This is a genomic window from Leptothoe sp. ISB3NOV94-8A (genome assembly GCF_043421595.1).
GTDB classification, from domain to species: Bacteria; Cyanobacteriota; Cyanobacteriia; order Phormidesmidales; family Phormidesmidaceae; genus Leptothoe; species Leptothoe turfae.
In genome coordinates this window covers 6,642,791-6,668,899 of sequence record NZ_JAXSQW010000001.1, presented here as the reverse complement: position 1 = coordinate 6,668,899, position 26,109 = coordinate 6,642,791, and the positions used below count along the sequence as shown (strand labels likewise).

At 48.5% G+C, this 26,109-nt stretch carries 25 protein-coding genes; 13 read left to right on the top strand and 12 right to left on the bottom strand.

What is annotated here, in order from left to right:
• Nucleotides 1-139: 139 nt before the first annotated feature.
• From SPB21_RS28670 to pgl, 4 genes are all read right to left on the bottom strand, one after another.
• Nucleotides 140-841, bottom strand: coding sequence for a lecithin retinol acyltransferase family protein (locus SPB21_RS28670; protein ID WP_163664695.1), 702 nt, complete (start codon nt 839-841; stop codon nt 140-142).
• A gap of 47 nt (nt 842-888) precedes the next feature.
• Nucleotides 889-1,347 (bottom strand): FHA domain-containing protein, encoded by a 459-nt coding sequence (locus SPB21_RS28665; protein WP_163664693.1) that lies wholly within the window; start codon nt 1,345-1,347, stop codon nt 889-891.
• An 83-nt stretch (nt 1,348-1,430) separates the two neighbouring features.
• A complete protein-coding gene (locus SPB21_RS28660; protein ID WP_163664691.1) occupies nt 1,431-2,186 on the bottom strand; it encodes a double zinc ribbon and FHA domain-containing protein in 756 nt (251 codons plus the stop codon).
• A gap of 183 nt (nt 2,187-2,369) precedes the next feature.
• Complete coding sequence (gene pgl, locus SPB21_RS28655; protein WP_250564948.1) at nt 2,370-3,131, bottom strand: 6-phosphogluconolactonase; 762 nt, start codon at nt 3,129-3,131, stop codon at nt 2,370-2,372.
• A gap of 218 nt (nt 3,132-3,349) precedes the next feature.
• Here pgl and SPB21_RS28650 point away from each other — a divergent pair, with 218 nt between their 5' ends.
• The 4 genes from SPB21_RS28650 (at nt 3,350) to SPB21_RS28635 (ending at nt 7,942) form a co-directional block, all read left to right on the top strand.
• The gene (locus SPB21_RS28650; protein ID WP_499868415.1) at nt 3,350-4,084 is read left to right on the top strand and encodes a glycosyltransferase; all 735 of its coding nucleotides are present in this window, start codon (nt 3,350-3,352) and stop codon (nt 4,082-4,084) included.
• Between the two features lie 14 nt (nt 4,085-4,098).
• Nucleotides 4,099-4,968: a DNA repair protein RecO gene (gene recO / locus SPB21_RS28645; protein ID WP_163664687.1), complete on the top strand. Its 870-nt coding sequence runs from the start codon at nt 4,099-4,101 to the stop codon at nt 4,966-4,968.
• The gene (locus tag SPB21_RS28640; RefSeq protein ID WP_499868757.1) at nt 4,958-6,454 is read left to right on the top strand and encodes an MFS transporter; all 1,497 of its coding nucleotides are present in this window, start codon (nt 4,958-4,960) and stop codon (nt 6,452-6,454) included. The genes recO and SPB21_RS28640 overlap by 11 nt, the downstream gene beginning before the upstream one ends.
• 327 nt (nt 6,455-6,781) lie before the next feature.
• Complete coding sequence (locus SPB21_RS28635) at nt 6,782-7,942, top strand: glycosyltransferase family 4 protein (protein ID WP_163664685.1); 1,161 nt, start codon at nt 6,782-6,784, stop codon at nt 7,940-7,942.
• 68 nt (nt 7,943-8,010) lie between these two features.
• Here SPB21_RS28635 and SPB21_RS28630 read toward each other — a convergent pair whose 3' ends face one another.
• From SPB21_RS28630 to SPB21_RS28595, 8 genes are all read right to left on the bottom strand, one after another.
• Entirely contained in the window at nt 8,011-8,607 is a 597-nt protein-coding gene (locus tag SPB21_RS28630) for a TIGR04282 family arsenosugar biosynthesis glycosyltransferase (protein ID WP_250564947.1), read from the bottom strand.
• Nucleotides 8,608-8,761: 154 nt separating this feature from the next.
• On the bottom strand, nt 8,762-9,607 hold the full coding sequence (locus tag SPB21_RS28625) for a DUF547 domain-containing protein (RefSeq protein WP_163664681.1): 846 nt from the start codon (nt 9,605-9,607) through the stop codon (nt 8,762-8,764).
• Nucleotides 9,608-9,685: 78 nt separating this feature from the next.
• Nucleotides 9,686-11,731 (bottom strand): glycosyltransferase family 2 protein, encoded by a 2,046-nt coding sequence (locus SPB21_RS28620; protein ID WP_499868412.1) that lies wholly within the window; start codon nt 11,729-11,731, stop codon nt 9,686-9,688.
• A 285-nt stretch (nt 11,732-12,016) separates the two neighbouring features.
• Nucleotides 12,017-12,319, bottom strand: coding sequence for a DUF2973 domain-containing protein (locus tag SPB21_RS28615; RefSeq protein WP_163697679.1), 303 nt, complete (start codon nt 12,317-12,319; stop codon nt 12,017-12,019).
• A 17-nt stretch (nt 12,320-12,336) separates the two neighbouring features.
• Entirely contained in the window at nt 12,337-12,684 is a 348-nt protein-coding gene (locus SPB21_RS28610) for a DUF2605 domain-containing protein (RefSeq protein ID WP_163664675.1), read from the bottom strand.
• Nucleotides 12,685-12,880: 196 nt separating this feature from the next.
• Nucleotides 12,881-13,150 (bottom strand): TIGR02450 family Trp-rich protein, encoded by a 270-nt coding sequence (locus SPB21_RS28605; RefSeq protein ID WP_006518167.1) that lies wholly within the window; start codon nt 13,148-13,150, stop codon nt 12,881-12,883.
• Between the two features lie 60 nt (nt 13,151-13,210).
• Nucleotides 13,211-13,702, bottom strand: a complete 492-nt coding sequence (locus SPB21_RS28600) for a hypothetical protein (protein WP_499056992.1) — start codon at nt 13,700-13,702, stop codon at nt 13,211-13,213.
• 801 nt (nt 13,703-14,503) lie between these two features.
• Complete coding sequence (locus tag SPB21_RS28595; protein WP_499056993.1) at nt 14,504-14,725, bottom strand: helix-turn-helix domain-containing protein; 222 nt, start codon at nt 14,723-14,725, stop codon at nt 14,504-14,506.
• A gap of 573 nt (nt 14,726-15,298) precedes the next feature.
• Here SPB21_RS28595 and SPB21_RS28590 point away from each other — a divergent pair.
• From SPB21_RS28590 to SPB21_RS28550, 9 genes are all read left to right on the top strand, one after another.
• Nucleotides 15,299-16,198, top strand: coding sequence for a site-specific integrase (locus SPB21_RS28590; protein WP_499868410.1), 900 nt, complete (start codon nt 15,299-15,301; stop codon nt 16,196-16,198).
• 37 nt (nt 16,199-16,235) lie between these two features.
• Nucleotides 16,236-16,676 carry a hypothetical protein gene (locus tag SPB21_RS28585; RefSeq protein ID WP_499868409.1) on the top strand — a complete coding sequence of 147 codons (441 nt, stop codon included), beginning with the start codon at nt 16,236-16,238 and terminating at the stop codon, nt 16,674-16,676.
• Nucleotides 16,677-17,108: 432 nt separating this feature from the next.
• On the top strand, nt 17,109-17,372 hold the full coding sequence (locus SPB21_RS28580; RefSeq protein ID WP_499868408.1) for a hypothetical protein: 264 nt from the start codon (nt 17,109-17,111) through the stop codon (nt 17,370-17,372).
• Nucleotides 17,359-19,053: a virulence-associated E family protein gene (locus SPB21_RS28575; protein ID WP_499868406.1), complete on the top strand. Its 1,695-nt coding sequence runs from the start codon at nt 17,359-17,361 to the stop codon at nt 19,051-19,053. Before SPB21_RS28580 ends, SPB21_RS28575 begins: the two co-directional genes overlap by 14 nt.
• A 308-nt stretch (nt 19,054-19,361) precedes the next feature.
• Complete coding sequence (locus tag SPB21_RS28570) at nt 19,362-20,522, top strand: tyrosine-type recombinase/integrase (RefSeq protein WP_499868404.1); 1,161 nt, start codon at nt 19,362-19,364, stop codon at nt 20,520-20,522.
• 267 nt (nt 20,523-20,789) lie between these two features.
• Nucleotides 20,790-21,890 carry an ABC transporter ATP-binding protein gene (locus SPB21_RS28565; RefSeq protein WP_499868402.1) on the top strand — a complete coding sequence of 367 codons (1,101 nt, stop codon included), beginning with the start codon at nt 20,790-20,792 and terminating at the stop codon, nt 21,888-21,890.
• Nucleotides 21,883-22,692 (top strand): ABC transporter permease, encoded by an 810-nt coding sequence (locus SPB21_RS28560; protein WP_499868400.1) that lies wholly within the window; start codon nt 21,883-21,885, stop codon nt 22,690-22,692. The genes SPB21_RS28565 and SPB21_RS28560 overlap by 8 nt, the downstream gene beginning before the upstream one ends.
• 139 nt (nt 22,693-22,831) lie before the next feature.
• Nucleotides 22,832-24,703, top strand: a complete 1,872-nt coding sequence (locus SPB21_RS28555; protein ID WP_499868398.1) for a GldG family protein — start codon at nt 22,832-22,834, stop codon at nt 24,701-24,703.
• A 12-nt stretch (nt 24,704-24,715) separates the two neighbouring features.
• Nucleotides 24,716-25,357 carry a DUF4340 domain-containing protein gene (locus tag SPB21_RS28550; RefSeq protein ID WP_499868396.1) on the top strand — a complete coding sequence of 214 codons (642 nt, stop codon included), beginning with the start codon at nt 24,716-24,718 and terminating at the stop codon, nt 25,355-25,357.
• The last annotated feature ends 752 nt before the right edge of the window (nt 25,358-26,109 follow it).

The following is a 26,109-nucleotide window of genomic DNA, read 5'->3' as shown; positions in this document are numbered from 1 at the left end:
AGACTACAATCGTACTTCGCGATTTAAGAATCGACAAGATGATCAAACGGTTGATCAAAATAGACCGGGCTAGAGGTCGTCACAGACCAGCCTCTAACCACGGTCTCTACTTGTATCTTAGTATTTCTACAGAAAACAGTTAGTACGGGGACGTAGCTTCCTCACTTAGGCGTTCTAGCGCCAGCATTTGGTCAGTTTGAATGGAAATTTGCAAATCAGAAAGAGATTGTAGCTGTTCTTGAATGGATTCAGCTTTTTTCTGGGCATCACGGCGTTTATAGAGGGCTGCGCGCGCTAGATCTTCACGCCCTCTGCCCAGGGCTGCCTCAGCCACTCGTTTCCACTGAGCGCTATCGGCTTGGGCTTGTTCGTAGTCGGGAAGGAGAGTATGAGTTGCGATCGCAATATTCCCCAAGGCCTTTTCAAACAAATCTAAAATCGCCTGCGGGCTTTCTTGCTGAGCGGCTTGTCGAGTTAGCCCACTGGGTACCTTCAGCTGATCCAATCGCAGACCAAATTCATTGAGCTGAGGGCTCACATTGTCGCCATGTTTACACCAATTGGCAAAATGCTCACAGTTATTAAAAAACAGATTGTAACGCTGCTCTCCAAGACGACTTTCAGCGCGACTAATCACCACATCTGGAATAAATGATACGGGCGGGTTGAGCGTAAACACCGGGTTACCCCGAGTAAACGCATCAATACTGGTACGTGTGACGGTCGCCGTACCCACCTTGCGATAGTGAATAATGGTTCCATCACCACAATGAATACCGTGATGCTGGTAAGGAATGCCCATCACATCCCGCATCACATAGACCTGATCACCTCTTTCCATAGGCAAGTTAGTTAAGAAAGACCGTCATTATCTACAGAATTTGAACTTCAAGTTTTACCACCGGACGGCGATGTCCTATCACGAATGTCAGTTTTGACAACATCCAGATCAGTCCTCACAGGTTGATCCGATGCACCTTGACCAAATTGGTGATGTTTGCGGCGAGCCAATAACTCCTTAATAGAAGCAACCGAAGATTTTTCAGGCTGATCAATAGTGATTTGTAGATTCGGTCCAGATCGTGCCAACCTGACCACTAGACCATTTTCTGCCGTTACATTTTGAATGCGCTTGCCATCCAGATAGGTTCCATTAGTACCTATGCTCTGGATTGCCCAACCAGCAACCCCTCTATGTATCTCTAGATGATGTCGAGACACAACAGCACTGTAAAGAACAACATCATTATCAGTAGAACGGCCAATGCGAATGACGTCTTGCTCCTCAAAGGACCAGTTCTGTATGGGGGTTTTATTGAGCGGGTGAAGTAACGATAAGGTAATCACGTTAATACATCGAAGGGCAATGTAACACAAATGACAGGGCAAAAGCAGCAACTAAACTAGGAACTCGATACCTTTGCTAATTCTCATGCGAGTTGAAAAATAAAGCTCACCTTATCACCTTTTCCAAGGGCAATGCGATCGCCAGGGCGCAAACGATGACGATTGCCTACAGCAAGCGGTAGATTATTAATGTACGTACCATTGGAACTGCCAACATCCTCAATATAGTAGACATCGCCCTCAATACGGATATTGGCATGAACACGAGACACAATTTCCGATTCTGGAAAACCCGATACATCTAAATCTGGTGGGATGCGATCGTTGGGTTTACCCATGTGAATCAGATCTAAACCGAGCGGCAGCTCCAAAATCGTATCGGTTTGAATATGTAGCAACCTGGCAGTCTGGATCTGGATCTGTGTTTGGGGAGTTGTCACACTCGCCATTGGCTGTGTAGTTGGCGGTTCGCTAACAATGTCAACAGCTGTTGGAATAGTTTCTGGAACTGGATCCGCAGGCAGCGGCGGTGGTGGAGCCACAGATAAGGGATCTGGTGGTACCAGGGGATCAGGCTCAATCAAATCTGACGATGACCCAACCGGTAAGGGAGTCGGTGGGTCATCTGTGGAAACCGGTTCAGCCGGTGCTGAAGGCTCCGCCACTGGCACAGCCTGATTAGCTAGGCTATGACCGCATTGACCGCAAAAACTCGCATCTGCCTGAACCGTTGCTCCACAATTTGAGCATGTGAGCAATTCTGGGAGTGGCGTGTAACATGCTTCACACTGAGAAGCTCCTTCTGGGTTTTGGTAGTTACAATTTGGGCAAATAATCATAGCGGTCTGGTTTGCGCTCTAGCCATGTATAAACTACACGGTTTCGACGATTTTCTGATGATGCTTTGGTAGAAATATAGGCAATCTTTGCCTTTGCTCCGTATTCTTAGTTTAGATAAGCTTTCAGGAGACAGAGGGGCATTCCCCCTGGAGGTAATACACATCCAGGGCAGGACCAGCAGTTTAATGCAATGTGCGCTCTATCGATGCAGGTAATCCTGCGCTCGCATCTTGATCCAATAGCCATCTCAGCTCACCCGTTGGCGAAACCAACCGAGCAGGATAGGTAGCGCTATCGGCAGTGGGCGCAAACACCTGAGATAAGGCTGTTTGCTTGTTAGCACCAGCCACTAAAAACATCACATGGCGAGCCTGATTAATCACGGGCGCAGTCAATGTAATTCTGGGTTGATCGGCTTTTTGGCCCACGGTTACCCAGCGTTCAGTTTCATTCAAAGCCTCTGTATGGGGAAACAGCGAGGCTGTGTGACCATCGTCGCCCATGCCCAATAAGATGATGTCAAAGGCGGGAATTTCAGTAGTATCAAAACTTGTCGCTAACGCCTGCTGGTATTGGTCGGCACTACTGTTAGGGGAATCCGTCTCTGTCGGCACTGTAAAAATATTCTCAGCAGGAATCGCCACGTGGTTCAGCCAAGCTTCGTAGGTCATCTTGGCATTGCTATCGGCATGGGTGGCTGGCACATAACGCTCATCCCCCCAGTAAATATAGAGCTGTTCCCAGGGCAAATCGGTTTGGGCCAGGGCCTGGTACAAGGGCTTGGGTGTACTGCCCCCTGACAGAGCAATTGAGCAGCGGCCACGGGTTGCGATCGCATCACGAATCAGCTCTATCACCTGGTCAGTCGCTGCCGCCACAAGCGCAGCCTTATCAACGTATACATGAACCTGAGGCATGGCCAAAGAGGATGGAGCGACAGTCATAGGTCGTCAGAATTAAAACTCATTTCCCTGAACGCTAACTCAGCTTATGGGGAGTCTTCGCTACTCTTAATAGACTTTGTATTATTCTGAGCAGTCGTACCACTAACCAAGATGTGCCCCTAAGAGTGACAACGCCCAACTTGGACTTGAGTAGGTCTAATACATCGCTCACTGAGGTCCTACCATCAGAGTTAACCATGCCGGGAGAGCCATAGGTAGTGAGTTTAATTTCTGTTGTTTTGCCTTGCCTCAATGAAATCAGACATGGCTATTTGCCACGCATTCTGGATAACCTCGCTCAGCAATCTGGGGAGAAGCAGCTAATCATCGTCATGAGCCCGAGCATAGACGGCACCTATGACGTGATTACCCAACATCCAGCAGCAGATCAATTTAAGCTGATTGATTCTGACGCCACCAATCGTGCCCAGCGGCTGACCGTTGGGATTGAAGCCAGCCAGGGAGACATTGTCCTGCTGCATCATCCGGCCACGTTGCTCCCACCCGATGCCCTCTCTCAAGTCAGAGGGCTCATGGCAAACACCATGCTCACCTGGGGAGGGTTCCGCCACAGCTTTGACTTCGACCATTGGCTGCTGCGGTTTACCTCCTGGTACTCGACGACCCAACGGCCACGCTTTAGCCGGATTCTCTATCTAGATCACTGCATCTTTGCCCGAAGAGAGGCCCTTATGGCCATTGGCGGTGTGCCTGACATGGACATTTTTGAAGATACCGCCCTCAGCCATGCCCTGGGTAAGTTTGGTCCACCTTGTATGGCTCCAGGCACCATCGTTACCTCGGCCCGCCGGTTTAGAGAACGAGGAATCTATAAGCATGCTGCCTTAAATCAGCTTCTAAAGCTGATGTATCACGCCAAGCTAGATCCTAAAAAAATGAACTGGCTATACGAAGGGAACAGCCAAATTAACGTAAACTACGACGAAAAGTAAGTCGTGAGTGCTTAATGTCCCGCACCTATAAAGCCACTGGTATCAACCTTAAAGCTGCTCCGATGGGTGAGACCGATCGGTTGATCACTATTTTGACTAAAGAACATGGGCTGCTGCGTGCGATCGCACCTGGAGCCCGCAAGCATAAGTCTCGTCTAGGAGGTCGCAGTGGTCTTTTTGTGGTGAATGAGCTGATGTTGTCCAAAGGGAAATCTCTGGACAAAATGATTCAAGCTCAAACTCAGCAGTCATTTCCAGGGTTAAGTCAAGATCTGGTACGGCTAACAGCGGGACAGTATCTTGCAGAATTGGTGCTATGTGAAGCCAGCGAACAACCTCAAGCAGAGCTGTTTGCGCTACTGGTTGCCCATTTAGAACGGTTAGAGACTGCTCCATCAGGGGCTGTGCTGGCTTGTTTGGCCCACGGGACCTTTCACATTTTGGCCCTTGCCGGAATCGCCCCAGAATTACGTCACTGCTGCCTGAGTCGCACCCCCATCAAGCCCCAGCTGGGGAGCCAATGGCAGGTGGGGTTTAGCATTTCTGCAGGTGGGGTGATCACCCTAGAGCAACTAGAGCGACTAGAAAATAATGCTGGACCCATGGATTATGAAGCTGGGCGTCGCAAACGTATCTATGGTTCATTAACAACGACCATTGGAGCCCCAGAATTAGCACTTTTGCAACAATTAGGGCAAGCAGAACTTGTGTTCACCCAGGATAGTTCTTTACCATCTATAGAAGGAGTTGGTACAGCCCCCCATAGTTTGTGGCGTCGTGTTGAACGTCTGCTGAGAAACTATGCTCAGTTTCATTTTGATCGCCCCATTCGATCGGCTGCACTACTCGATAGCTGCTTTGCTTCACCTGTTTATGCTTCGTGAGTCAGACCCAAGTGCATCTAAGATTTCTGACGGTTCTGGCTACCAGCCAGGCCTGGATGAGGCTGGGTTGACCGAGAGATCACCGGCTTCAGAGCATGGGCATCCAGACACTCTAACGGCAGACAATCGATTACCAGCTGTATCAGCAGCAGTGGATAAAGATACTTCAAACACTGGTGCTACTGGACCACAAACTGGCTTTTGGCCAGTGCTACAGAACCGTAATTTTCTCACGCTTTGGGGTGGTCAAGTTTTTTCGCAACTGGCCGATAAGGTGTACCTGGTTCTAATGATTGCCATCATTGCCAGTCAGTATGAAGTACCGGGTCAAACCATCAGTGGTTGGGTATCGGCTGTGATGATCGCATTTACGATTCCAGCGGTCCTATTTGGCTCATTGGCCGGGGTCTATGTAGATCGCTGGCTGAAGCGGCCAGTCTTAGTGCTGACTAATTTGCTGCGAGGAACCTTAGTCATTTTGTTGCCCTTAGGACTATGGCTAAGCCATGACTGGGGCACGATAGCAGGTATCCCCGTAAGCTTTTGCCTGCTGTTAGTGGTCACCTTTTTGGTGTCGACGCTCACCCAGTTTTTTGCCCCAGCAGAACAGTCTGCCATTCCGCTAATTGTGGACGAGCGCCATCTGCTATCGGCAAATTCCCTCTATACCACCACCATGATGGCATCGGTGATTATTGGATTTGCGGTGGGGGAGCCGCTGCTTGCGATCGCAGATAAACTCCTTGCCTCTTTTGATGGCAACAGCGGCATTGGCAAAGACATCTTAGTCGGGCTGAGCTACTGCCTGGCTGGCGTCATCCTGATGCTGATGCGTACCGGCGAATCTTCCGAGAATCTCACCAAAGACAGCCATGTCCTGACCGATATCAAAGAGGGTTTGCGCTACATCAAACAGCGCCCTCCCATTCGTAACGCCATTATTCAGCTGGTGCTACTATTCTCTGTATTTGCAGCACTGGCAGTGCTAGCGGTGCGTCTAGCTGAAGTTATCCCTGCGCTCAAATCGTCCCAATTTGGCGTGTTACTAGCCTCAGGCGGCGTCGGTATGGGCATAGGCGCAGCCCTGATTGGTCACGCGGGTCATCGCTTTGCGCGACGTCAGCTGAGTCTGGTGGGTCTATTGGGCATGGGAGCTGCCCTAGGGGGTCTTTCGATGACAATTCATAGCCTGTGGGGTAGCCTAGCGCTGATCGCCATACTGGGCATTTTTGCAGCCACGGTTGGTATCCCCATGCAAACCACAGTGCAAGAGCAAACCCCTGAGGATATGCGCGGCAAAGTCTTTGGACTACAAAACAACCTTGTCAACATTGCCCTGAGCTTACCCTTAGCCTTAGCAGGCGTCGCAGAAGCGTTTCTAGGGTTACGTTTAGTACTGTTGAGTCTCGCAGCCATCGTCATTCTAGGCGGTATCTTCACCCAAACTGTTTTCACTGTCCCAGCAGAAACCTCCTCCCCACCCTAGAACCAGGGCAAAACTAGAGTCCTCAAGCTCCGAGCAGGGCTATCAGCATGGTTAACTACTCCCCATCGTCCCTTCTCCAATCCCCATCGATTCCCAAATTCCAATCTCTCTGAGCAGTCATTACCAAGGAAATCCTAAAATCCTGATAAAGTCATATAAAGCATTCGTACGGTTGCTTAAGCAGCATTAAGTTACGTTACTTAAACAGTTGCTTGAGTAAACAAGGGTTCCTAGGGGCGTCTTGCCAAGCGGTTGAATTCGCAAAGCCGTTCATGTCTGCTTTTGAAAACGCCCTTTTATAAATGTCTGATTTATAGACCCGTTTAGATGCACATTGCATGGATTGGTAAAAAGTCTCCATTTTGTGGAAATGTCACCTATGGTCGAGAGATTACAAATGCTCTACTAGATCGTGGTTATCGAGTGACATTTCTCCACTTTGCTACCGATGCAGAGTCAGAAGGTGAGCACGTTGGCTATGAAGAGGTTTCATTACCCTTTATTTTCAAATCGCAGATCCTCATTATTCCCAGCTTTCGTTCAGCACGCAGGCTGGCTGAGGTACTGGCAGAACTCAAGCCAGATCTAGTGCATGCATCGTTATCTCTATCACCTTTGGATTTTAAGCTACCGGAAATTTGCCACGAGCAGGGAATTCCGCTGGTAGCTACATTTCATCCTGCCTTTGATCGCAAACGCCGCAACCTGACGTCAGGAACTCAGCATTTTACCTATCAGCTGTATGCTCCTCGGCTGGCCAACTATGACCAGGTGATCGTTTTTTCTCGCATGCAGCAAGAACTCTTAGTCAAACTTGGAGTACCTGCAGAACGGGTAGCCGTTATTCCAAACGGTGTGGATATCTATCGGTATGCTCCTGGCCATTCCCGCATCAAACAAGAATTTAGGGCGGACCAAATCTATGTTTATCAGGGCCGACTGGCTATTGAGAAAAATGTAGAGTCGCTGCTCAAGGGTTGGAAACTGGCCAACATGAGAGGCAAGAACAAACTTATCATTGTCGGCAGTGGTCCCCTAGAAATGGCCTTAAAGACGGCTTACGGAGCCGATACTTCAGTCATTTGGCTAGGTTTCGTTGCCGATGAGAATCGCCGCATCGAAATTTTGCAAGGTGCGGATGCATTTATTTTGCCGTCCTTAATTGAAGGGCTATCGTTATCGTTATTGGAGGCGATGGCCTGTGGTGCAGCCTGCATTGCTACTGATGCGGGGGCCGATGGCGAAGTGCTCGAAAACGGAGCAGGTATTGTGATTGATACTCAACGTGTAGCACAGCAGTTACAAACTATTTTGCCCTTACTGCGAAATCATCCTGAAATGCTTTCAATTTTGAGCAGCAAGGCTCGTCAGCGTGTTTTGGATCGCTATACCCTCAGCCAAAATATCACCCAGCTAGAAAATCTTTACGCTCGTATGGTGCCGAGCAAGGCCCGATATTACATCCCTAAACAGGTCAGCCGCATCTAATGAAATATCCATCGTAGGGACGTTCCAGGGAACGCCCCTACGAGGATTACCCTCCAATGGCACAACCCTTAAATATAAATGGGAATTTGATTGAGCAATTCCAAGTCTTCTGGGCGATCCACATCCCGCAGCTGCTCCAGGGTAACAACGGATAGGTTTAGATGATTTGCGATCGCAATCGTCCGCTCAAAGACCTCACCAGTGCCCCATGGAATATTCTCAAATAGTTGGAACTGGGGTCGATTTAACCCAATCAAGTAGTACCCCCCATCCGCCGCTGGCCCTAACACCACATCATGGGTTTTGAGCTGTTTAAACGCCTGCTCAAAATGGCGGGTACTCAGCTGAGGGCAGTCAGCCCCAATCGCAACCACAGCATCCCTGCCTGACCGAAAATTCTCTACAAATGCCTGGTGCAAGCGACTGCCTAAACCACCAGAAAACTGCGGCAGATAGGTAAACTGCCGCCCTAACCAGGCTTGCATCTGCGACAAACTACCGCCAGAAAAATGGATTTGCCGATCAATATCTGGACGCAGAGCAGCCATTTCATTGGCCATGGATGCCGTCATCCATCGCTGGAGTTCAGCCGCCTGCGCCGCACCTAAATAGGGAATCAGCCGGGTTTTAGTATTGCCAGCTTCGGGGTACCGTGTGAACAACATCAGACAAGCACTCGTATGCACGATGTCACCCCTCATTGTTTTGATGTTTGTTTAATGCCGTTGCTGATCTGCCATGGGCATCGATCAATAGCAGGCAGAATCTACCCAAACGCTACAGATAAAATCACATTGAGGATCAGCAACACCTGCTTTACTATGGCTGGTTGTTGAGAGTCCAATCGTAGTCGAAATAACTAACCTGATAATCACCAGCTTCCAAATAAGCCCGATCCTCATCACTAACGTACTGGCTAATAAAGTTCAGAACAGCTCGCTCTTCTTTGCTGCCGGTAAAGCCACTGTCTACACCATAGCTAGGGATCCAATCGCCGCCAAACCAACTGAAAATTTTAGACACCTTGACTTCGCCAGCTGCTTTATCGATTTTGAGGCCGTCAGGTCTTGCTAGCCATTGCTCTACTTGTTCATCCAGCTGAGCGTCAAGGTTTTCGCCGGTAAAGGCTTCGTTACGCAACGGGGGGCAGCTAATGGCAGCACAGACAATGGCCGCATGGAGTCGAGGTTCATCAAAGTCAACCCTCAGAACATCATGCTCAATGTTGTTTAACGTCTTTTCTTTTTCATTAATCGGATGCTTACGCAGACGCCACACCCCTGTAATATCTTTAATACTAGGCTTTAGAGGAGTTTGGTCAACAATCGATTTTAGCGTTAGAGAGTTATAAGCATTTATCCAAAAAGCAATTTGTTCTTCCTCACTCCAGCTGCTCAAAGTGGCATCATCCACAGTGGCTAAACCATTGTTGAATGTATCCAACGCCTGTCGAGATTGTTGCAAATCAGCATAGTTGACCCAGCCAGAGTCGTCCACATAGGTACTCAGTACATCATCGTAAAGGGTGTAATCGACCCCCTGGGCAGACGCAATTTCTACCTGGGCTGAAGATGGGTCAGCGGTTGTAGTCACAGCACTCGTGGAGCAACCAACTAAACCAATGGAGCAAGTCAGAAAAAGGGCGGATAAATACTTACGTTTCATAACTATTCTTGAATGAGGAGTCAGCGAGCAGTCACTTGCAATCTCTCATTGCCAACTGAACAAATCCTGAGAAGTGCATTAAGTTCTGTTCAATTTTGGTGTCAGCGCCAGTTGCGGCCACGTTACCTTAGCACTACTCCAGGCAACTCCTAGAACAAACGGCCACCACAATATATGACGCTGAGCTTCTGGCAAAATCCAGCTATGGTCTCCTGCAGCTGACATATATAGCAAGGTGAAATACACGTAGGCAGAAAGACTGATGAGCCGAATGCCCAGGTTGCGACTCAATACCAAAAAGGGCATCAGCCAGCTGAGATACCAGAAATGTACGATGGGCGAAATCACCATCAGGCCAATCAGGTACCACTCTGTAAACTTGTGAAATGTGGTCGCTCTCAGCAGCAGCCACACGATCACTAAGGCCAATGGAAAAGCATAGAGCCAGTTGGCCCAGCGCGAGGGTGCCCACAGTTGTTCCACAATGTAAGGAATAAGCTCTGCACAACGGCCCGTGACCACAAACGAAGAGCCAAATCTGACGAGGGGACAGGATGTGGGGCTACAGAAAGGAATAGCCGCCAGAATCACAGGCAGCAGGCCGGTAACACCACTTAGCAAGGCAATACCGATACGACCTCGACGTAGAGCATGCCACACCAAAAAAGCCAGTACGGGCAGTGAAATCCACTTAACAGCAATGCTAATGCCCACAAATAAAGCACTGCCCAAATAGGTGAAGGGTGGCAGGGAACTGGATTTTTCAGGTTGATGGCTGGGGCGGTCAAACCACAGCCAGGCCATCACCAACGGCAGGACAAACCAACTGTCATAGTGCCCACCACCGGCAAAGCTATAGAGCACCAGTGGATTCCAGGCATAGAGCAGTGTGGCTCGATAACCAAACCGCCGACTCAGCAACCAACACACTGCCAGATCTGCTGCTGCAAACGCCGCTTTAAACAGCGGTACCGATAGCCAAATACTGGCCAGGGTGCGAAACCCAAACTGGGTTACCGGTGGATAAATGGCTGAGGCATAGGGGTGATTGATTTGGTCCCACCATTGCGTACGTAGATGCTCCAGCACATCAGCCGTCGGCGCAAAGTCATAGGGACTAAATCCTTGGAGCTGAACGTAGCCCTCCCACAGATAACGCCAGATATCATTACCGGGATACATAGCCAAGAGCAACAGCCGAGTAACAATGGCCACGCTCCAAAACCACACACCTGAAATACTACGCACCCCCCAGGCCAGAACAAAGCCTGCCGCCATAATGGCGCTACCAATCCAAAATTGGATCACCGAGGATGGCTCACTAAAGGCACCATGGGGCAATGTGTAAACGGTGCCAGCAACCAGCAACAGGGCACTCATCCACAGTAAACCAGGGGCATTAGCTTGGGCCGATTCTTGATCACTGCCTCGCCACAGATTCTGCCAATATAAACTCGCCAGCGTGGACAAAATAATGGTTCCGGCTTTGAAGCTACCGGACACAGTGCCTGAAATTTTGGACTGACCGCCCTGACGGGGCAGATAATTGACGGGTAGCTCACGGATACGTAGGTTACACTCTACTGCTCGGGCCTGCATCTCTACGGTCCAGCCAAAGTTGCGATCGCACATCCCAATCTGTTCTAGAGATGTCTTCCGCACCAATCGCAGCGGCCCCAAATCATGAAAACGATAGCCCCACCCCCAAGCAATGAGCGTACCGGATAACCCATTACCAAAGTTTTGTACTGGACTCAGTTGCTGACGCCCAGATTCCGTGCCCCGACGGTTCCCCAAAATCAGGTCATAGCTCTCTCGCTGAGCAAAGAACTCTGGCAGCTGGCTTACATCATCACTACCGTCAGCGTCACAAAACAAAATCCACTCGATACCTTCAGGGACTGACTGCAATCCTCGCCAGCAAGCTTGCCCATAACCTTTCAGGTGTTCCTGGACAACATCAGCCCCCGCCTGAGCAGCTACGTCCGCAGTGCCATCTTGACTACCATTATCCACCACACGAATGTGGGATAATCCTTGGTTACGCAAGGATTTAACTACATTGCCAATCGTGGTGGATTCATTCAGCGCTGGAATAATGACTAATGTATTCTCTAAATCCATAGGATGCCATGGGACAATATCAGCTCCAATTAAATAGGTTTTGGCTGAAATTCAGCTGAGCTAAGCCCAAGGAAATATTCAGATTTAAAGGTGAGGGGCACTCCCTTATAGGCTTTGCCCTTCTAATACCGGGTGCTATCAGTCAAGATTTCGCATCAGAAACATAAGAAATACCCCTGAAAGTAACCCTGTTAGAGATACAAAAAGAGCTTAGAGCACAGTAAAGTCATTTACAAACTTCGCCATGCTCTAACTCTTTAAGAATGTCCATTGCCCTAAAGGAAACTAATCGTCCTTTGTCTCATCCAAAGGATTGCCACCACCAGATGAATCGTAAATCGCATCTAGTTGCTCACGGGCATCTTTGATGGATATGGAGCGCATGACTAGCAGAGGCTCATCCAACACATTGCCATCGCTGTCCAACAGCTCAGGATGAGGCACGCGACGTTGACTGGACTTTGATTCAGCCGTATTACCACTCACCCGTCGGGTTTCGATACCCAAGCTAATGAGATTGCGGGCCAAGTTGACAATTGCCAATACGGCCAGGATAGTAAAAGCGAAGATATAGAGTAAATGCAGCATAGGGAAAAGCGATTGCGCTAATTATCCTCTTTAGGTTTGCTGGGGGCCGCTTGGGCTTGCTGCTGTCGAAAGCGGATACCCACATTCCAACATTCATGAACTAACTGATGCCAAGACATCACAACAGCCATATCTACACCTGCCTGGTTGCCTATAGCCTGAGATAGTGACTGGGATGCACTCACCAGTTGTTGAGCTCGACGCACCCGATTGAGTAAATCCTGTTGCCCATGCTCGCCTAGGAAATCGATAGTCTCAGATTCCAATAAATTAATGGAACGACTAAACCAATGCTGAAAATCATCCAACAGTGGCTGTAAAATCGCCTTCATTAATTCAGGTTCGGGAGCGTTGGAGCTGTACATCAATCGCACTTAAGCTAAATAATTCCAAAAGGCCCATGTAACTATTTCAAGAAACACAAACTGTTACTAGCTTAAACAGAACCTTTAATGAATGCCACTCAACATATGTCCAAACAAGCAATGGACAAATGCAATGCACCTTCTGTAAAGATTATTACTCAATTAATATACTAGCGTTCTTTCTCCAGAAGAATGGTTAAGATATGCCATCGATTTTGTTTTGCCCGCCAGTTATTTGATCCAGAGTTTGCCATCCTGAGCTCCACAGCTGTCGATTCTTGAGCACGTTGGCATTAATCCAAAATCGAACCGCTGGATCACAAGATGCCACTAGCTCTGCAAAAACGAGCTTGCCCTCATTTTTACGATTTGTGACTTGAAAATGCCGCCAACCCATGGTGCGCTGCTGGGCCGTCCATTTTGACCCAAGGAGATGGGGAAATTTTTGTTTCTTAGGTTTAGCCATCTTTAGATAATGAGCACAGGTTGAATGTAAAGGAGGAAAGAAACCCAATTACGCACAACTTTACAGCTTTTGCTTCAGGCCACGAATATGGACAGCTCGGCTAGTGATATAAGCTGTTTTGCCATCCAATCGGATATAGATTTTTCCCGATAGTAACCCCCGTATATTGTTACGGGCATACATTACAAGGTCAGTCGGCAAGCTATCGTCTTCCACACGACTGTAGCCCAGCTCAGTCAAAGGTTGTTCAATCTGATTAAGAAATACTTTATGTCCCTTAATTGACTGTTTGAGGGTGATGGAGCGATTAAAGTACAGTCCCAGTCCACCGCCCACCAGCCCCATAACTAAACCCAGCTGATTCGGTACAACACTCATTGGGCTGAGGTTAAGTACCAGACTAGCTAAGACAATCGTAATCAGGGTGGTGGTGCCAAAGTAATAGAGAAAAGTCAGAGAATTCTCAGGGCCTAGGTTATTACTGGTCATGGTGGACTGCTGCATTCTTTCCGTATAGGGTAGAACGCGATGGCCATTTTTCAATGGTTTCATCGTTCTTTTTTATGCCTTGCACTCAATCTGCACTCAAATGCATAAAAATAGCTACCTACCCCGGTTGCACTCCAAAAACAGTACCGTCTGAAACTGGCAAAATCGTTCACTCATAGATGAGGGGTCGCCAGCACCCCGGTTGCACTCCCAAAACGGTACCTTGGGCCACTGGGTCAGTCCTGGATCAGTCCTGGGTCAATTGCTGGCTTGGGTTGCTGGGTCACTGGGTTGGGTCTGGGTTGGTGTCAACAAGCGTCAGCCGACAGGTGTCATAGTGTCAGCCGACAGGTGTCATAGTGTCAGCCGACAGGTGTCATGGTGTCAGCCGACAGGTGTCATGGTGTCAGTGTCCTTGACGTCAACGCCTGTCGACTGACAGTATCTTTGACGTCAAGGACAGTAAAAAACAGTCTTTGCTTTGTGGACTCGCTGTGGACTTGCTGTGGACTTGTTGTGGACTTGACGGTGGATTAGGGTCCACATCTTTGTGGACGTACACCACAATGAACGTTGCTTTGTGGACCGGTCCACAATAGATGTAGCAAGGGTTCTAGCTGTTTTGTGGACCTGTGGACATTGAGAAATAAAGCCGTTATCCCGCCCAATATAGGGGGCTAAATCTCAGTTAATCAAAAAGGCACCTGGGCTAGCGTCGAACTTCCCCCAGGTGCCTATGGGCCTCAGCACAAGAAAGGCAATTCAACAGATTCAACAGTTGAATTGCCTTTCTTGCATTGAATTGCTCAAACATTGTCAGTCGAAAGGCCTGGGCGATCACCCGCCAAGACGTTCGCCCAGCGTCTAATTGGCCTCTCGCTCTGGTGCAATCCATTCCAATACCTCGTTTGGCTGGATTTCGTAGGTGTCACAAATTTTAGTCAGAACCGTTGATGACGGTAACTGGTCTGGTCTCTTGTAAAGGTTGTAGGCGGTACTGACGGCAATACCAACGTCCTTCTGGAATCGATAGGTTGTAATCCCCCGCGCATCAAGGAATTGTTTAATCTTGTTTTTCACTGGCATTCATCTTTCAGCTCACCTGACTCTTCAGCTCTGGCAATCTCTGCAGCCAAAACCGACTCAACTAAGTTACTAAGACTCCTAAAACGCAATGCCGCTAGCCTTTCGAGTTTTTTCTTGGTGGCGTGGTCGCAGTACGCTACCAGCCTCGCCTTATCGGTAGCCACGCTTATTTTTGTGCTCACTTTGTACCTCACCAGGTTACTAGACATGCACTGACTCTACCCTAAATGTGCAACTATGACCACACCGTGTTAACATCTCGGTTAGTTAAAAAGGCACCTGGGCTAGCTTCCAACTTCCCCCAGGTGCCTATGAGCCTCAGTCCAACAAGGAAATGAGACGTATGCACGTTAACACAAGACCAGCACGGCAACGGGGACATGGTTCACCCACGCCGCTAATAGGGCTTATGGCAAATGTGGTCATATCTGCCCGTACTTGCCACATTTGCCACCCTTTGGTGATCGGGTATGAGAGCCTATGGCGGCAAATGTGGTTATATCTGCCCGTACTTGCCACATTTGCCACTGAGGGGAGATGCGCCACAGTCGGAACACTTGAGGGCGGAAAACGATGAATAGACAGGTAACCCCAAAACAGCTCTATGACACCTGGCTTGCTTACGCCGAGTTCAGACGTCCTGTTGTGAGTCCAAGCACCTATGTGCGTGACTATCCCAAGGTTGAAAAGCGCATATTGACCATGATGCGAACCAGGCAGGACCTCAATGACTCGCACGATATGCGTGAATGGCTCTTGACTCAGTTCTCAGTAGAGACGGCCCGCAGAACGCTACAGCAATGGAATGCCGCGTTTAAGTGGGCCGTTGCCATGGATAAGTGCCCTCGCAATCCCTTCTGCGGTCTGGCGAAATATCTAAACCATCGCCGTCAACTGACCGAAGGAAACTACACAGCATTTACGAATGATGAACGGGCCGAGATTATCAAGGCCTTTGAGGAGAAAGACCCTTACTACTCCAACTGGGTATGGTTTTTGTTCTTCACTGGCTGTCGGCCTGAGGAAGCAAGTGCATTGCGCTGGGAGAACGTAGCCCACGACAACAGCTACATCCTGATCAAAGAGGCCAGGCCAATTGACACCGGCCTAGTCCAACCCACCAAGACTTATCAGGCCACTAAGTTCCCATGTAACGCAAAGATGCAGGCGTTTTTAGCTCAGCTCCGAGCGACCAGTGACAGCCGTTGGGTGCTGCCGTCAATCAAGGGCAACCACTTTGACTACCGCAATTTCCAAACACGTCATTGGCGACCCTTGATTGATTCGCTGGTTTGCGATCGCAAAGTTGCTTTTCGCCTGGGGCAATATCACTGCCGACATACGTTTATCACCGAGATGCTTAAGGCTGGCGTGTCAGATATCGACGTCTCTTATCTCTGTAGAGTCAGCATCCCGACCATCCAGCGCTACTACATCAGTCAGTCAAGACAGATTCAGGTCCCCGAAATCTAACCACTACATCCAAAGCACTTTAGAGGGATAAATCACCATGACACAGCAGGTACAACAGCCATTAACATCACCTGACAAAGAGACCGCCATCATCAACGCCTATGACCGGTGGTCACAGAAAGCCATCATCACCAATGGAGAGTTGATATCCAAGCCTAAGTTCCAAATTCTTGAACTAGCTCTGATTACTTACCACGATGCAGACGAAGGGAGGTGGTTCGTGGATGTGGTTCAGGTTATGGGGATGGAGGTCAGTTCATCCCAAGACCCCAAGGAAGCATGGACCTACTCAGTGCAGTACATCACCCAGCCGTCTGAATCTCACATGTCGATTGGTTTCCGCAGTGAATGCGCAGACTACAACCTGCAAAAGATTGAAGCAAGGGAGCTCAAAAAAAGCCTCACCAGAGTCAAAGATACTCAGTTACCCCCCGTTACATTTCGTAACCATGGTTTTGGTGCGTTTCTTGGTCAATAGGTCAAGAAGTTTCAACCTAAGGGATGCGGTGATGTGAGCGCTTGAAGCGTGAGCACACCATGCCCGATCATCCATCGGGTAGTCCCCAATTTACACCCTAAAAAACTAGATAACGGCAACCGGAAAGGTTAAACCTTTCCAGTGGTTTTTAAAAGATACCAACGAATAATCAGAACCCACCTTTCACAGATGAGCGTGTCTGATCGTTGCCGATCGCGTTAGCAATAGCACTGCAATGACTTTCTCAGTCACACTCATCTCCAGTGCCTTTAGTTGCACATACAACTATCTGAAGTCATTGCAGTTAAAGGGTTGTGGCAGTCAATACAGATGCACTAGGGTTATGTCTGTCGGTGGAAACCGCACCGAGTAACAACAAGACTCTGAACAATGCAATACCCATTTATCAAAGCAAGCGACCTATGCGAACGCATGGGCGTCTCAAGGTCATACCTGCGTGACCGGCGCAAGGACGGTCAATGGCCACAAGGCACCTACTGGGTGTACCTGAACCCTGATAACCCAAGGTCTGGCATTCGTTACAACGTCCGGCTGTGTCTGTCCTGGTTCACCGACCGAGGCACCCACCAACATGACAGAGCCGTCCATGACTATCTCATGTCCACATTGCCAGAACAACCTGCGCCTGGCGCGGAACCATCAACATCAACGCAGAAAAACCATGCTTACAGATAGTAAAAACGGCCACTGCTCAGGGGGCAGTGGCCGTGAGAATTTGGGTCAAAAAAAGGGCCAGCGATACTCTCCTTCACCTATCTCAACTGGCAACCGGAATAGCTTCGACATCCGTGACCATGTAGACAAGCTTACCCCAGCAAAAGAGAAAGGCAGGTACATCTGCCCGGTGTGTGAGGATGACAACTTCACCATTAGAGAGAATGACGGTGCATTTCAATGCTGGTCTAATGGCTGTGACTCGCAGGCGATCATGGATGCGATCGCACCCCTGAAGCAGCGCCCTCAGTCGGCAAATGGCACCTCCCAAAAGCGCAAACCTAGGAAGAAAAGCCGGAAGCAAAAAGACCGTGACATAGAAGTTGCAACCGCCGAGCTGGAATGCAAGGTGGATGAACTCATTGACATGGTGCAGATGGGCTATGAGACCAAAGAAACCGCTGACGTCAAGTTAGCGGAGTGGTGCAAACAAGAGGGCCGCCATAGATTCACGGCTTCCAAACTGTTCAATGCCAGGGTTAAAGAACGGCTACCGGCTACGTCTCCAGATGAAAAGCCAAGGCTGCTCAGAGAGTATGAGCAGACTAAACAGTACTTTGGCCAAAGATTACGTCTCAACACAATCAGGAAGGAGATTGAGGTAGACGGCAAGCCTATGGATCTTGACACGTTGAAGGTGGACCTACTCGTAGACTATGGGTTACACCTCAAATCTAGTCGAGAGGATATCCATGAAATCATAGTGAAAATCGCCAAAGTCAATGCATACAACCCCGTGGTTGAATATCTGACCAGCGTTGCAGACCGCCATGGAGATGACACGAGCATCCTTGATGACATAGCCACTCGTCACTTTGGGTCAGAGGAGCCAGTTTGCAACCTGATGGTCAAGAGGTTTCTGATTGCAGCTGTGGCCCGCGCTCATAAACCTGGCTGCAAACATGACTGCGCTCTCATCCTGCAAGGTCCACAGGAAGCTAGGAAGTCAACATGGTTAAAAACCCTTGCCAGCAGTCCCTGGTTTGATGATGGCATGGGCTCATCATCTGACAAGGACGAAAAAATCAAGATGCATTGTCGATGGATTGTTGAATGGGCCGAACTGGAAACTGTTTTTAGGCGCAAGGACATCAGTCAAGCTAAAGCTTTCATGTCATCTAGCACTGACTTTTTACGCCCTCCATATGGGCGAAAACCGGAGGATTTGCATAGGCAGTCCGTTATTGCTGGGACCACCAATGAAGGCGAGTTTCTGTCAGACCCAACCGGTTCAAGACGATTCTGGGTAGTGCCCGTGAGGAAGCGAATTGATGTCACAACTGTGCGCTCGGAGCGAGACCGAATATGGGCAGCCGCAACACTCCTGTACCGTCAAAATGTTCGCTGGTGGTGGGAAACCACTGAAGATGGTGATATCAACGAGCTAAATAAGCCTTATCAAACTGAACATCCATGGAAAGCTCTCATCGCTGCTAGAGTCAACGGTTCGTCCGACTTTACAACGGAATGGTTGTTGACTCATGTCATAGGCATGGATGTAAAAAAGCAGTCCAGAAAGAGTTCAAAGGAGGTAGGAACCATTCTTAGAGAGCTGGGATTTGAGTTATCCCGTAGTCCAGTGGCACAGCCTACAGGACCTAAAAAACGTGTCTGGCGACCAAAATTTCAAAGTCTTACCTAAATAAGTGTTCCAAATGTTCCAATAGGGTTCCACATCAGTAGTTTCAATGCTTTTAGCTGGAACAATTAGCATGGATTTAAATGTTCCAGAAGTGTTCCAAGTGTTCCAAAAGCTGACACTTTGGCTGATTGGAACATATCAGAACACTTCCCAGAGAACGCAATTGTTCCAGGTTAAACCCCCTGCAGATAAGGTCTTCAAGGCGTCTGGAACATTGGAACATTTAAATTCGCAAAGTAACCAGAAAAAACACTACATCTTCTGTTCGCTACGAAGAACTGTCACATTCTCTCTCATCGCTCTTCACAATGGCTAAACGCAGAAAGACCCGCCACAAGAAAGGGGCTGTTGTGGTGTGGGCACGAAACAACATGCTCCGGCTTCGATGGCGTTATGACGGCAAACAGCGTCACCTCTCACTGGGGCTGCCCGATACTCCGATTAACCGCCAAATAGCTGAGCGGGTCAGCAGTGAAATAGCCCGAGACATCGCCTATGGCGAATATGACCACACCTTAGACCGCTATCGCTTGCAGCATAGCTCTGCTGATCAGGCCGTCAATCAACCATCAACATATGAACTGTTCGATGAGTTCATTGACTACAAGCGTGAGCAGGGCCTGAGTGAGCAGACCATTGCATCTCGCTATCGGTCGGTGCGATCGCATATCAAACGATTTGGACAAGACATCAAAACACCTGACGATGCAACGACCCTAGTAGAAAAGCTACGTGGCCAACAGTCACCAACTACGGCTAACAAAAACCTTGGCATTCTCAAACAGTTTGGTAGGTGGCTTGCGATCGCAAATCATTTAGATGCAGATCCGTTCGTTGATATCGAGTGCCTCAAAGTCATCAAAACCAAGCCTCGTAGTCATGATGTATTCACTGTCCAAGAGGTACAGGCCTTGCTGTTAGCTTTCAAGACGGATGAACGTTGTAGCCAGTTTCATGACCTATGCGTAGTTCTATTCTCATTGGGCCTCAGACCTTCCGAGGCTATTGGGTTGAGGTGGCAACATATTGACCTGAAACGACGATGCGTCACCATATGCGAGTCTTTAAGCCGCGCCGGTGACGGTCGAACAGCAGGTTACGCAAGAGTTCGGAAAGAGACTAAGACCGGCAGCGTCAGGGTCTTGCCTTTAAATGAAAGGCTAATCGCCATGTTCAGACAGCGTCATGGCAGTGAATCAGGAGCAGATGATCTGATATTCACCACAATAAAGGGGCAGCCAATTAATGATCAGTACATTCGTGACTGTTGTTGGAAACCCATGTGTAAGAAGGCAGGTATCCCTTATCGCCCTCCCTACACAGCTCGGCATACATTCATTAGTCACGGCCTGGAGTACAAAGAATGGACACTTCCCCAGGCTGCTGAGATGGCAGGCCACGCTAATACCAAAATGGTGGCATCTACCTATGCTCATATGGTTCAAAGACCAGAGCTACCTGACTATTGACCACTGCACTCAATCTGCACTCAAATGTATGTGCTAACGTGTCGTAGCGTGTCATACAGAGTAGAAGGGCTTTTATGTTAAGAGTGCCTGAAACTGTTGATGCGCGGGCTATAGCCACTGATGCTAAAGGGATGTAAGTTCTACCCCCGTTAGTCCGTATAGGGTTGCACAATTTTGCAGCAACCGTTATGAAATTCAGTGGCAGAATGGTCAAGCGAGATCAATCGCCTTTGATTTGATATTCGGCTTAGTTCTATTGGGTGAACCATGATTGAGGTAGAGCAGCTTAGCAAAGCCTACGGCTCGACCGTTGCGATTAGCGATGTGTCCTTCAAAGTAGAGCCTGGAGAAATCTTAGGTTTTTTAGGCCCTAATGGGGCCGGGAAAACCACAACCATGCGCATATTGGCAGGGTATTTACCAGCCACCAGTGGAACAGCCCGTATTGCTAACCACGAGGTGCACACTGATTCGATGGCGGTCAGGCAAAACATTGGCTATTTGCCTGAGACGCCACCGCTGTACCCAGATATGACCGTGGAGGCGTTTCTGTATTTTGTAGCTCGAATTAAAGGCGTGCCCCTTGAAGATCGGGACAAGCAGGTGGCCTCGGCAATGGAGAGATGCAATCTCAGCGAGAAGAAGAAGGTCTTAATTCGCAAACTTTCCAAAGGGTTTCGTCAGCGGGTGGGCATTGCCCAAGCCATCGTCCACGATCCACCGGTCATTATTTTGGATGAGCCCACCGTAGGTCTCGATCCCAAACAGATTATTGATGTCCGCAATCTGATTAAAAGTCTGGCAGGACAACATACCATCATTCTTTCAACGCACATCTTGCCTGAGGTGAGTATGACGTGCGATCGCATCACTATTATCAACAAAGGCCGCATCGTTGCCACGGACACCCCAGACAATCTCACGGCCCGTCTGGCAGGTCAGCTAGGCTATGCCATTGAAGTGGCTGGTGACCCAGAGCAGGCTCAAGCCGTCCTGAACAAACTGCACCAGGTGGACTCTGTAAAATCGCTGTCGGATGAAGGCTTAGCGGACAACCACCATCGATTTCAGGTGATGGCAGCCACTGACCAAGATCCGGGCAGTGCGATCGCATGGGCTATCGTCAACGCCAACCTCGGCCTCTATGAACTATCCCGCAATCGCGTCAGCTTAGAAGACGTGTTTATCGGCTTAACAACTGAAGAAGCCACCGAAGCCGTTCCTGAATCCGCCCCAGCACCGCCTACAGATAATGCAGCCGATTCCAGCCCTGACGCGCCACCCCCCTCATCCCTAGAAGACAAAACTGACATGCCATCCCCAGATAGCCCAACAGATAGCCCATCGGACCCAGACAGCGATGAATAGCATTATTACCGTCATTAGCAATATCCTTGCCATCTACCGCCGAGAGCTACAAAGCTACTTTGCTTCACCGTTGGCCTACGGCGTCGCCACTATTTTTTGGTTACTGGCTGGTTTTTTATTAGTCATCCTGGTATTTGGCCCCCAGGGCATTGTGGCCCAGGCAGCTTTTGCCGATCAGGCTGGACTACAGACCACACCTATCGATCTGCCCTATGAATTTATACAGCTTTATTTGGGACTTTTGGGCTCCCTAGCCTTGTTTATTCTGCCTGCCCTGTCCATGGGGTTATACACAGAAGAACGCAAACAAGGCACTCTGGAGCTATTAGCGACCTCCCCCATTACCAACTGGGCCGTTGCCCTTGGCAAACTGCTAGGTGTGGTGACCTTCTTTTTCACCATGATATTACCGCTGCTCGTACTCGAAGCTTTAATCGTTGGAGCCTCCGATCCCCCCTTTGATATGCGATTGCTATTTTTGGGCCATGGCGGCCTCATTTTGCTGGCTGCGGGGGTGCTTTCTCTGGGAATGTTTATCTCCTCGCTGACTGAAAGCACGGTGCTCGCAGCAATTTTAACGTTTGCCTTGATATTAGTCTTATTTTTAATTGAAGGCGTTGCCAGTGGGATACCAGGTCCTTTAGGTGAGGCGATCAGTCATCTTTCCCTACTCACACACTACAACGACTTTATCCAAGGAGTTTTTGACATTAGCGGTCTCATACTCTTTCTCTCCTACAGTGTTTTAGGCTTGTTTTTAACCGCTCAATCCATTGAAGCATTCAGGTTTCAGAGAAACTAAAAAAGTTTTGAGGTTTAAGTTATTGGTTTTGAATTAGTTGCCTTTGGCTCAGTTAAACCTTGTAAAAGGACTGAAATTCAAACCTTAAAGTTCAAAACTCTTTACCTTCATTCTGTTTTTCTCCTTTTGCCCCTCACTTATGAAAGCGCTATCTACCTCTCGTAAATATCTTCGCTGGCTGCTATGGCCCGGATTAGCCTTAACCACGGCAGGCCTGGTTGCTGGGTTTATAGATACCTGGAGCATTCTACCCATCGTTCTTCTGATTGTGGGTTTAGTGCTGACCCTGATCAGTTTGGTTTTGGGAGGTTTTGGCTACCGTAGCTTCTGGCAAAGCCGCTCTACCCAGGCTGGAACCAACGCATTGTTGGCCACAGTCTCAGTATTAGTAATCTTGGGCATTATTAACTTCTTAGCGGTGCAGTACGGGCCTCGCATTGACTTCACCGAAGGCGGACTATTTACTCTCTCGCCGGAATCAACGGCAGTCGTAAAAAATCTAAACCAGCCCGTTAAGGTCGTGATTTTTGACTCGACGTTAAATCCTAACGATAAGCAGCTCTTAGACAGTTATCGCCAGTTTAATGATCAGCTCACCTACGAGCACATTAATCCAATCCAAGACCCAGCAGCGGCCCGTGATTTTAATCTTAGTGGTGAAGGACGTGAGGTACACCTCGCTGTAGGCGATCAGAAAGTTTTTGTTCAACCCCTAGGAACACAAGGTTTAACAGAACAGGACTTGACCAATAAACTGGCCCAAATTAGTCGCGATCGCAATGCCATCGTGTACTTCCTTCAGGGTCATGAAGAATTTGTCATCGATGGCACAGCTACAGGCTATGCCCAGGCAGCCGCAGCCCTGGAGGCAGAAAATTTCACCGTTGAGACCCTGAACCTGGACCAAACAGCAACCGTACCTAGTGATGCAAATGCAGTCATCATTGCAGGCCCTCAGCAAGCCTTCTTTGAACCTGAGGTAGAAGCATTAGAAGCATATCTCAACTCAGGGGGGAGCATTCTACTCATGGTAGATCCCCAAATGGATCCAGAGCTAGACTCTCTATTAGAAGCTTGGGGGGTGTCCCTAGACGAACAACTCATTGTCGACACCTCCAACACTGGACAAATTGTTGGGCTAGGCCCAGCAGCCCCATTGGTAACCAACTATGGTGCTCATCCCATTACCGAAGCCTTTAACAATGGCCGCTCATTTTACCCCCTAGCTCGGCCAGTTCTGATCGAACCAGTAGCAGGGGTAGAAGCTACTCCCCTACTTCTCAGCAACGCCCAAAGCTATGCTGAACCTCTGTCAGAAACAGGAGAACTTAATGTTGACACCCAGGAAGCACCCGAGGGACCATTTAATATCGGTGTCGTCTTAACCCGAGAAGCCGACAAATCTAGTAATACGGTTTCGGAAGGGGTTTCAGAAGAGGTGTCGGAAGAGGTATCAGAAGACATCTCAGAAGAAGATGCAGAGGAGATCTCCGAAGCGAGCAATGAAGAGATTCCAGAAGAAGACACCGAAGAAATCCCTAACAGTCAAATAGATGAGGAACAACAAGAGACCTCATCAGAACCGGAGGTAGAGCCAGCAGCAGATATAGAAGAGGCAGCGGCGGGAGAAGTCGACAATACACCAACAAAAGAAACACAAGAAACAGAAGAAGAAGATACATCTGAACAACAGCCTGAAGATGAGCCAGCAGACAGTAGCGAGCCCTCTGACGATGCAGAGCAAGAATCTCGCCTTGTTGTTATTGGTAATGCCACCTTCGCCACTGATGGCTTGTTTGACCAGCAACTAAACGGCGATGTCTTTCTCAACAGTGTCACCTGGCTGAGTGACTTAGATGATGCCATATTATCAATTCGCCCAAAGGAAATCACCAACCGTCGCATCACAATGACGATATCTCGGCAAATCGTGGTTATTGTTTTAGCAATGCTGGTATTCCCCCTAGGTGGACTAGTTGGTGCAAGCATTGCTTGGTTCCGTCGTCGCTAAGGAGTTATTAAAATGAAGCTACAGCGTAGTACAGGAATATTAATAGGGGTTGCGATCGCACTTGTCGCCACCGTCACCATCCTTGAAATCCCCAAAGGGCCTCAAGCCAATAATGGTAATACCTTATACAGCTTCACTGAGACTGACGTCAGTGAATTCACCGTAGAACGAGACGACAACACGCTGTCCTTCATCAAGACTGATGATGCATGGCAAATGACTTCCCCTGAAAAAGCTTTAGCCGATCCATCATCAGTCGCTTTTTTACTCAATATCATTACGAGCGACACCATTAAAGAAACTATTTCCACCACTCCCGATCAGCTAGCCACCTACGGCTTAGATACACCTACGGCTAAAATTCAACTCATAGTTGATGAAGAAAGCTATACCTTAACCGTCGGCGATGAAGACTTTAGCAGTACGTCACTATATGTGATGACAGCCAATGACATCGCAGAATCAAATCCAGTTGACGTTCACCTCATTCCTAAAGGCTTAGACAACGGTATCGAACGCCCAGTCAGCGACTGGCTTGCCAAAAATGATGATGCAGCCTCAGAGGCAACTACAGATGCTGAAACTACTGACGAGCCTGAAACATCAGATACATCCTCCACTACTGAGAACTCCGATGACGAGTCGGCACCGTAACTTTCAGTACCCCAGCTGTAAAAAATCAGCCTAGTGATAAATCACTTGAACTTTAAAAAAGCAGGAAAATCTAGTCAGGAACTATATCAGCATCTTTTGATTCATAACCTCTAGTCGGGTAGCATTGGTCTACATATACTTACGTATGTCTTAGACACGGGCTATTAGCGTACTGGGTCATCAGCCCAGAGTAACTTTGATCTCACCATCAAAATTGCAGTTTAATGTGGCAGTTTTTAAAACGTGTCAACTATCCACTGACATAGTTTAAGAATCGCCTAGCCTGACTTATATAGGGTGCTTACTAGTAGTGACTTCGCTTGTTGCAATTTGAGGAACATCACAATTTTCATACTCTAGATGCCAGTTAATTGTTGATTTCAGTCAGTTTACTGATTATTTAGCAAAAGTTCGTTAAACATTAGTGGAATGTTCTGATCTACAGCGTCCGACCGAGAAATACTGAGTCCTGGCTACGCTAATTTGCAGTGATCAAAATCGGTTTTGATACTGTGACCTGCTCCTAGGCTTTATCAGTTTTTTAGAAAATTGATGAGTGCCATGAAGTTCTGATGTCCCCACCGAATTCTCACGGTTAGTCACTGGTTCATTTGAAAAGATGGGCATAATTCTATTGAAGATATCTGGGAATAGTTGCTAGGTGTCTCTGGGGCCAATTTCGTATGGTTACAGCTAGTCAAGACCTCGATCTAGAACTTAGTCCTATCCTTTTTCTATCAATGGGATTGCTT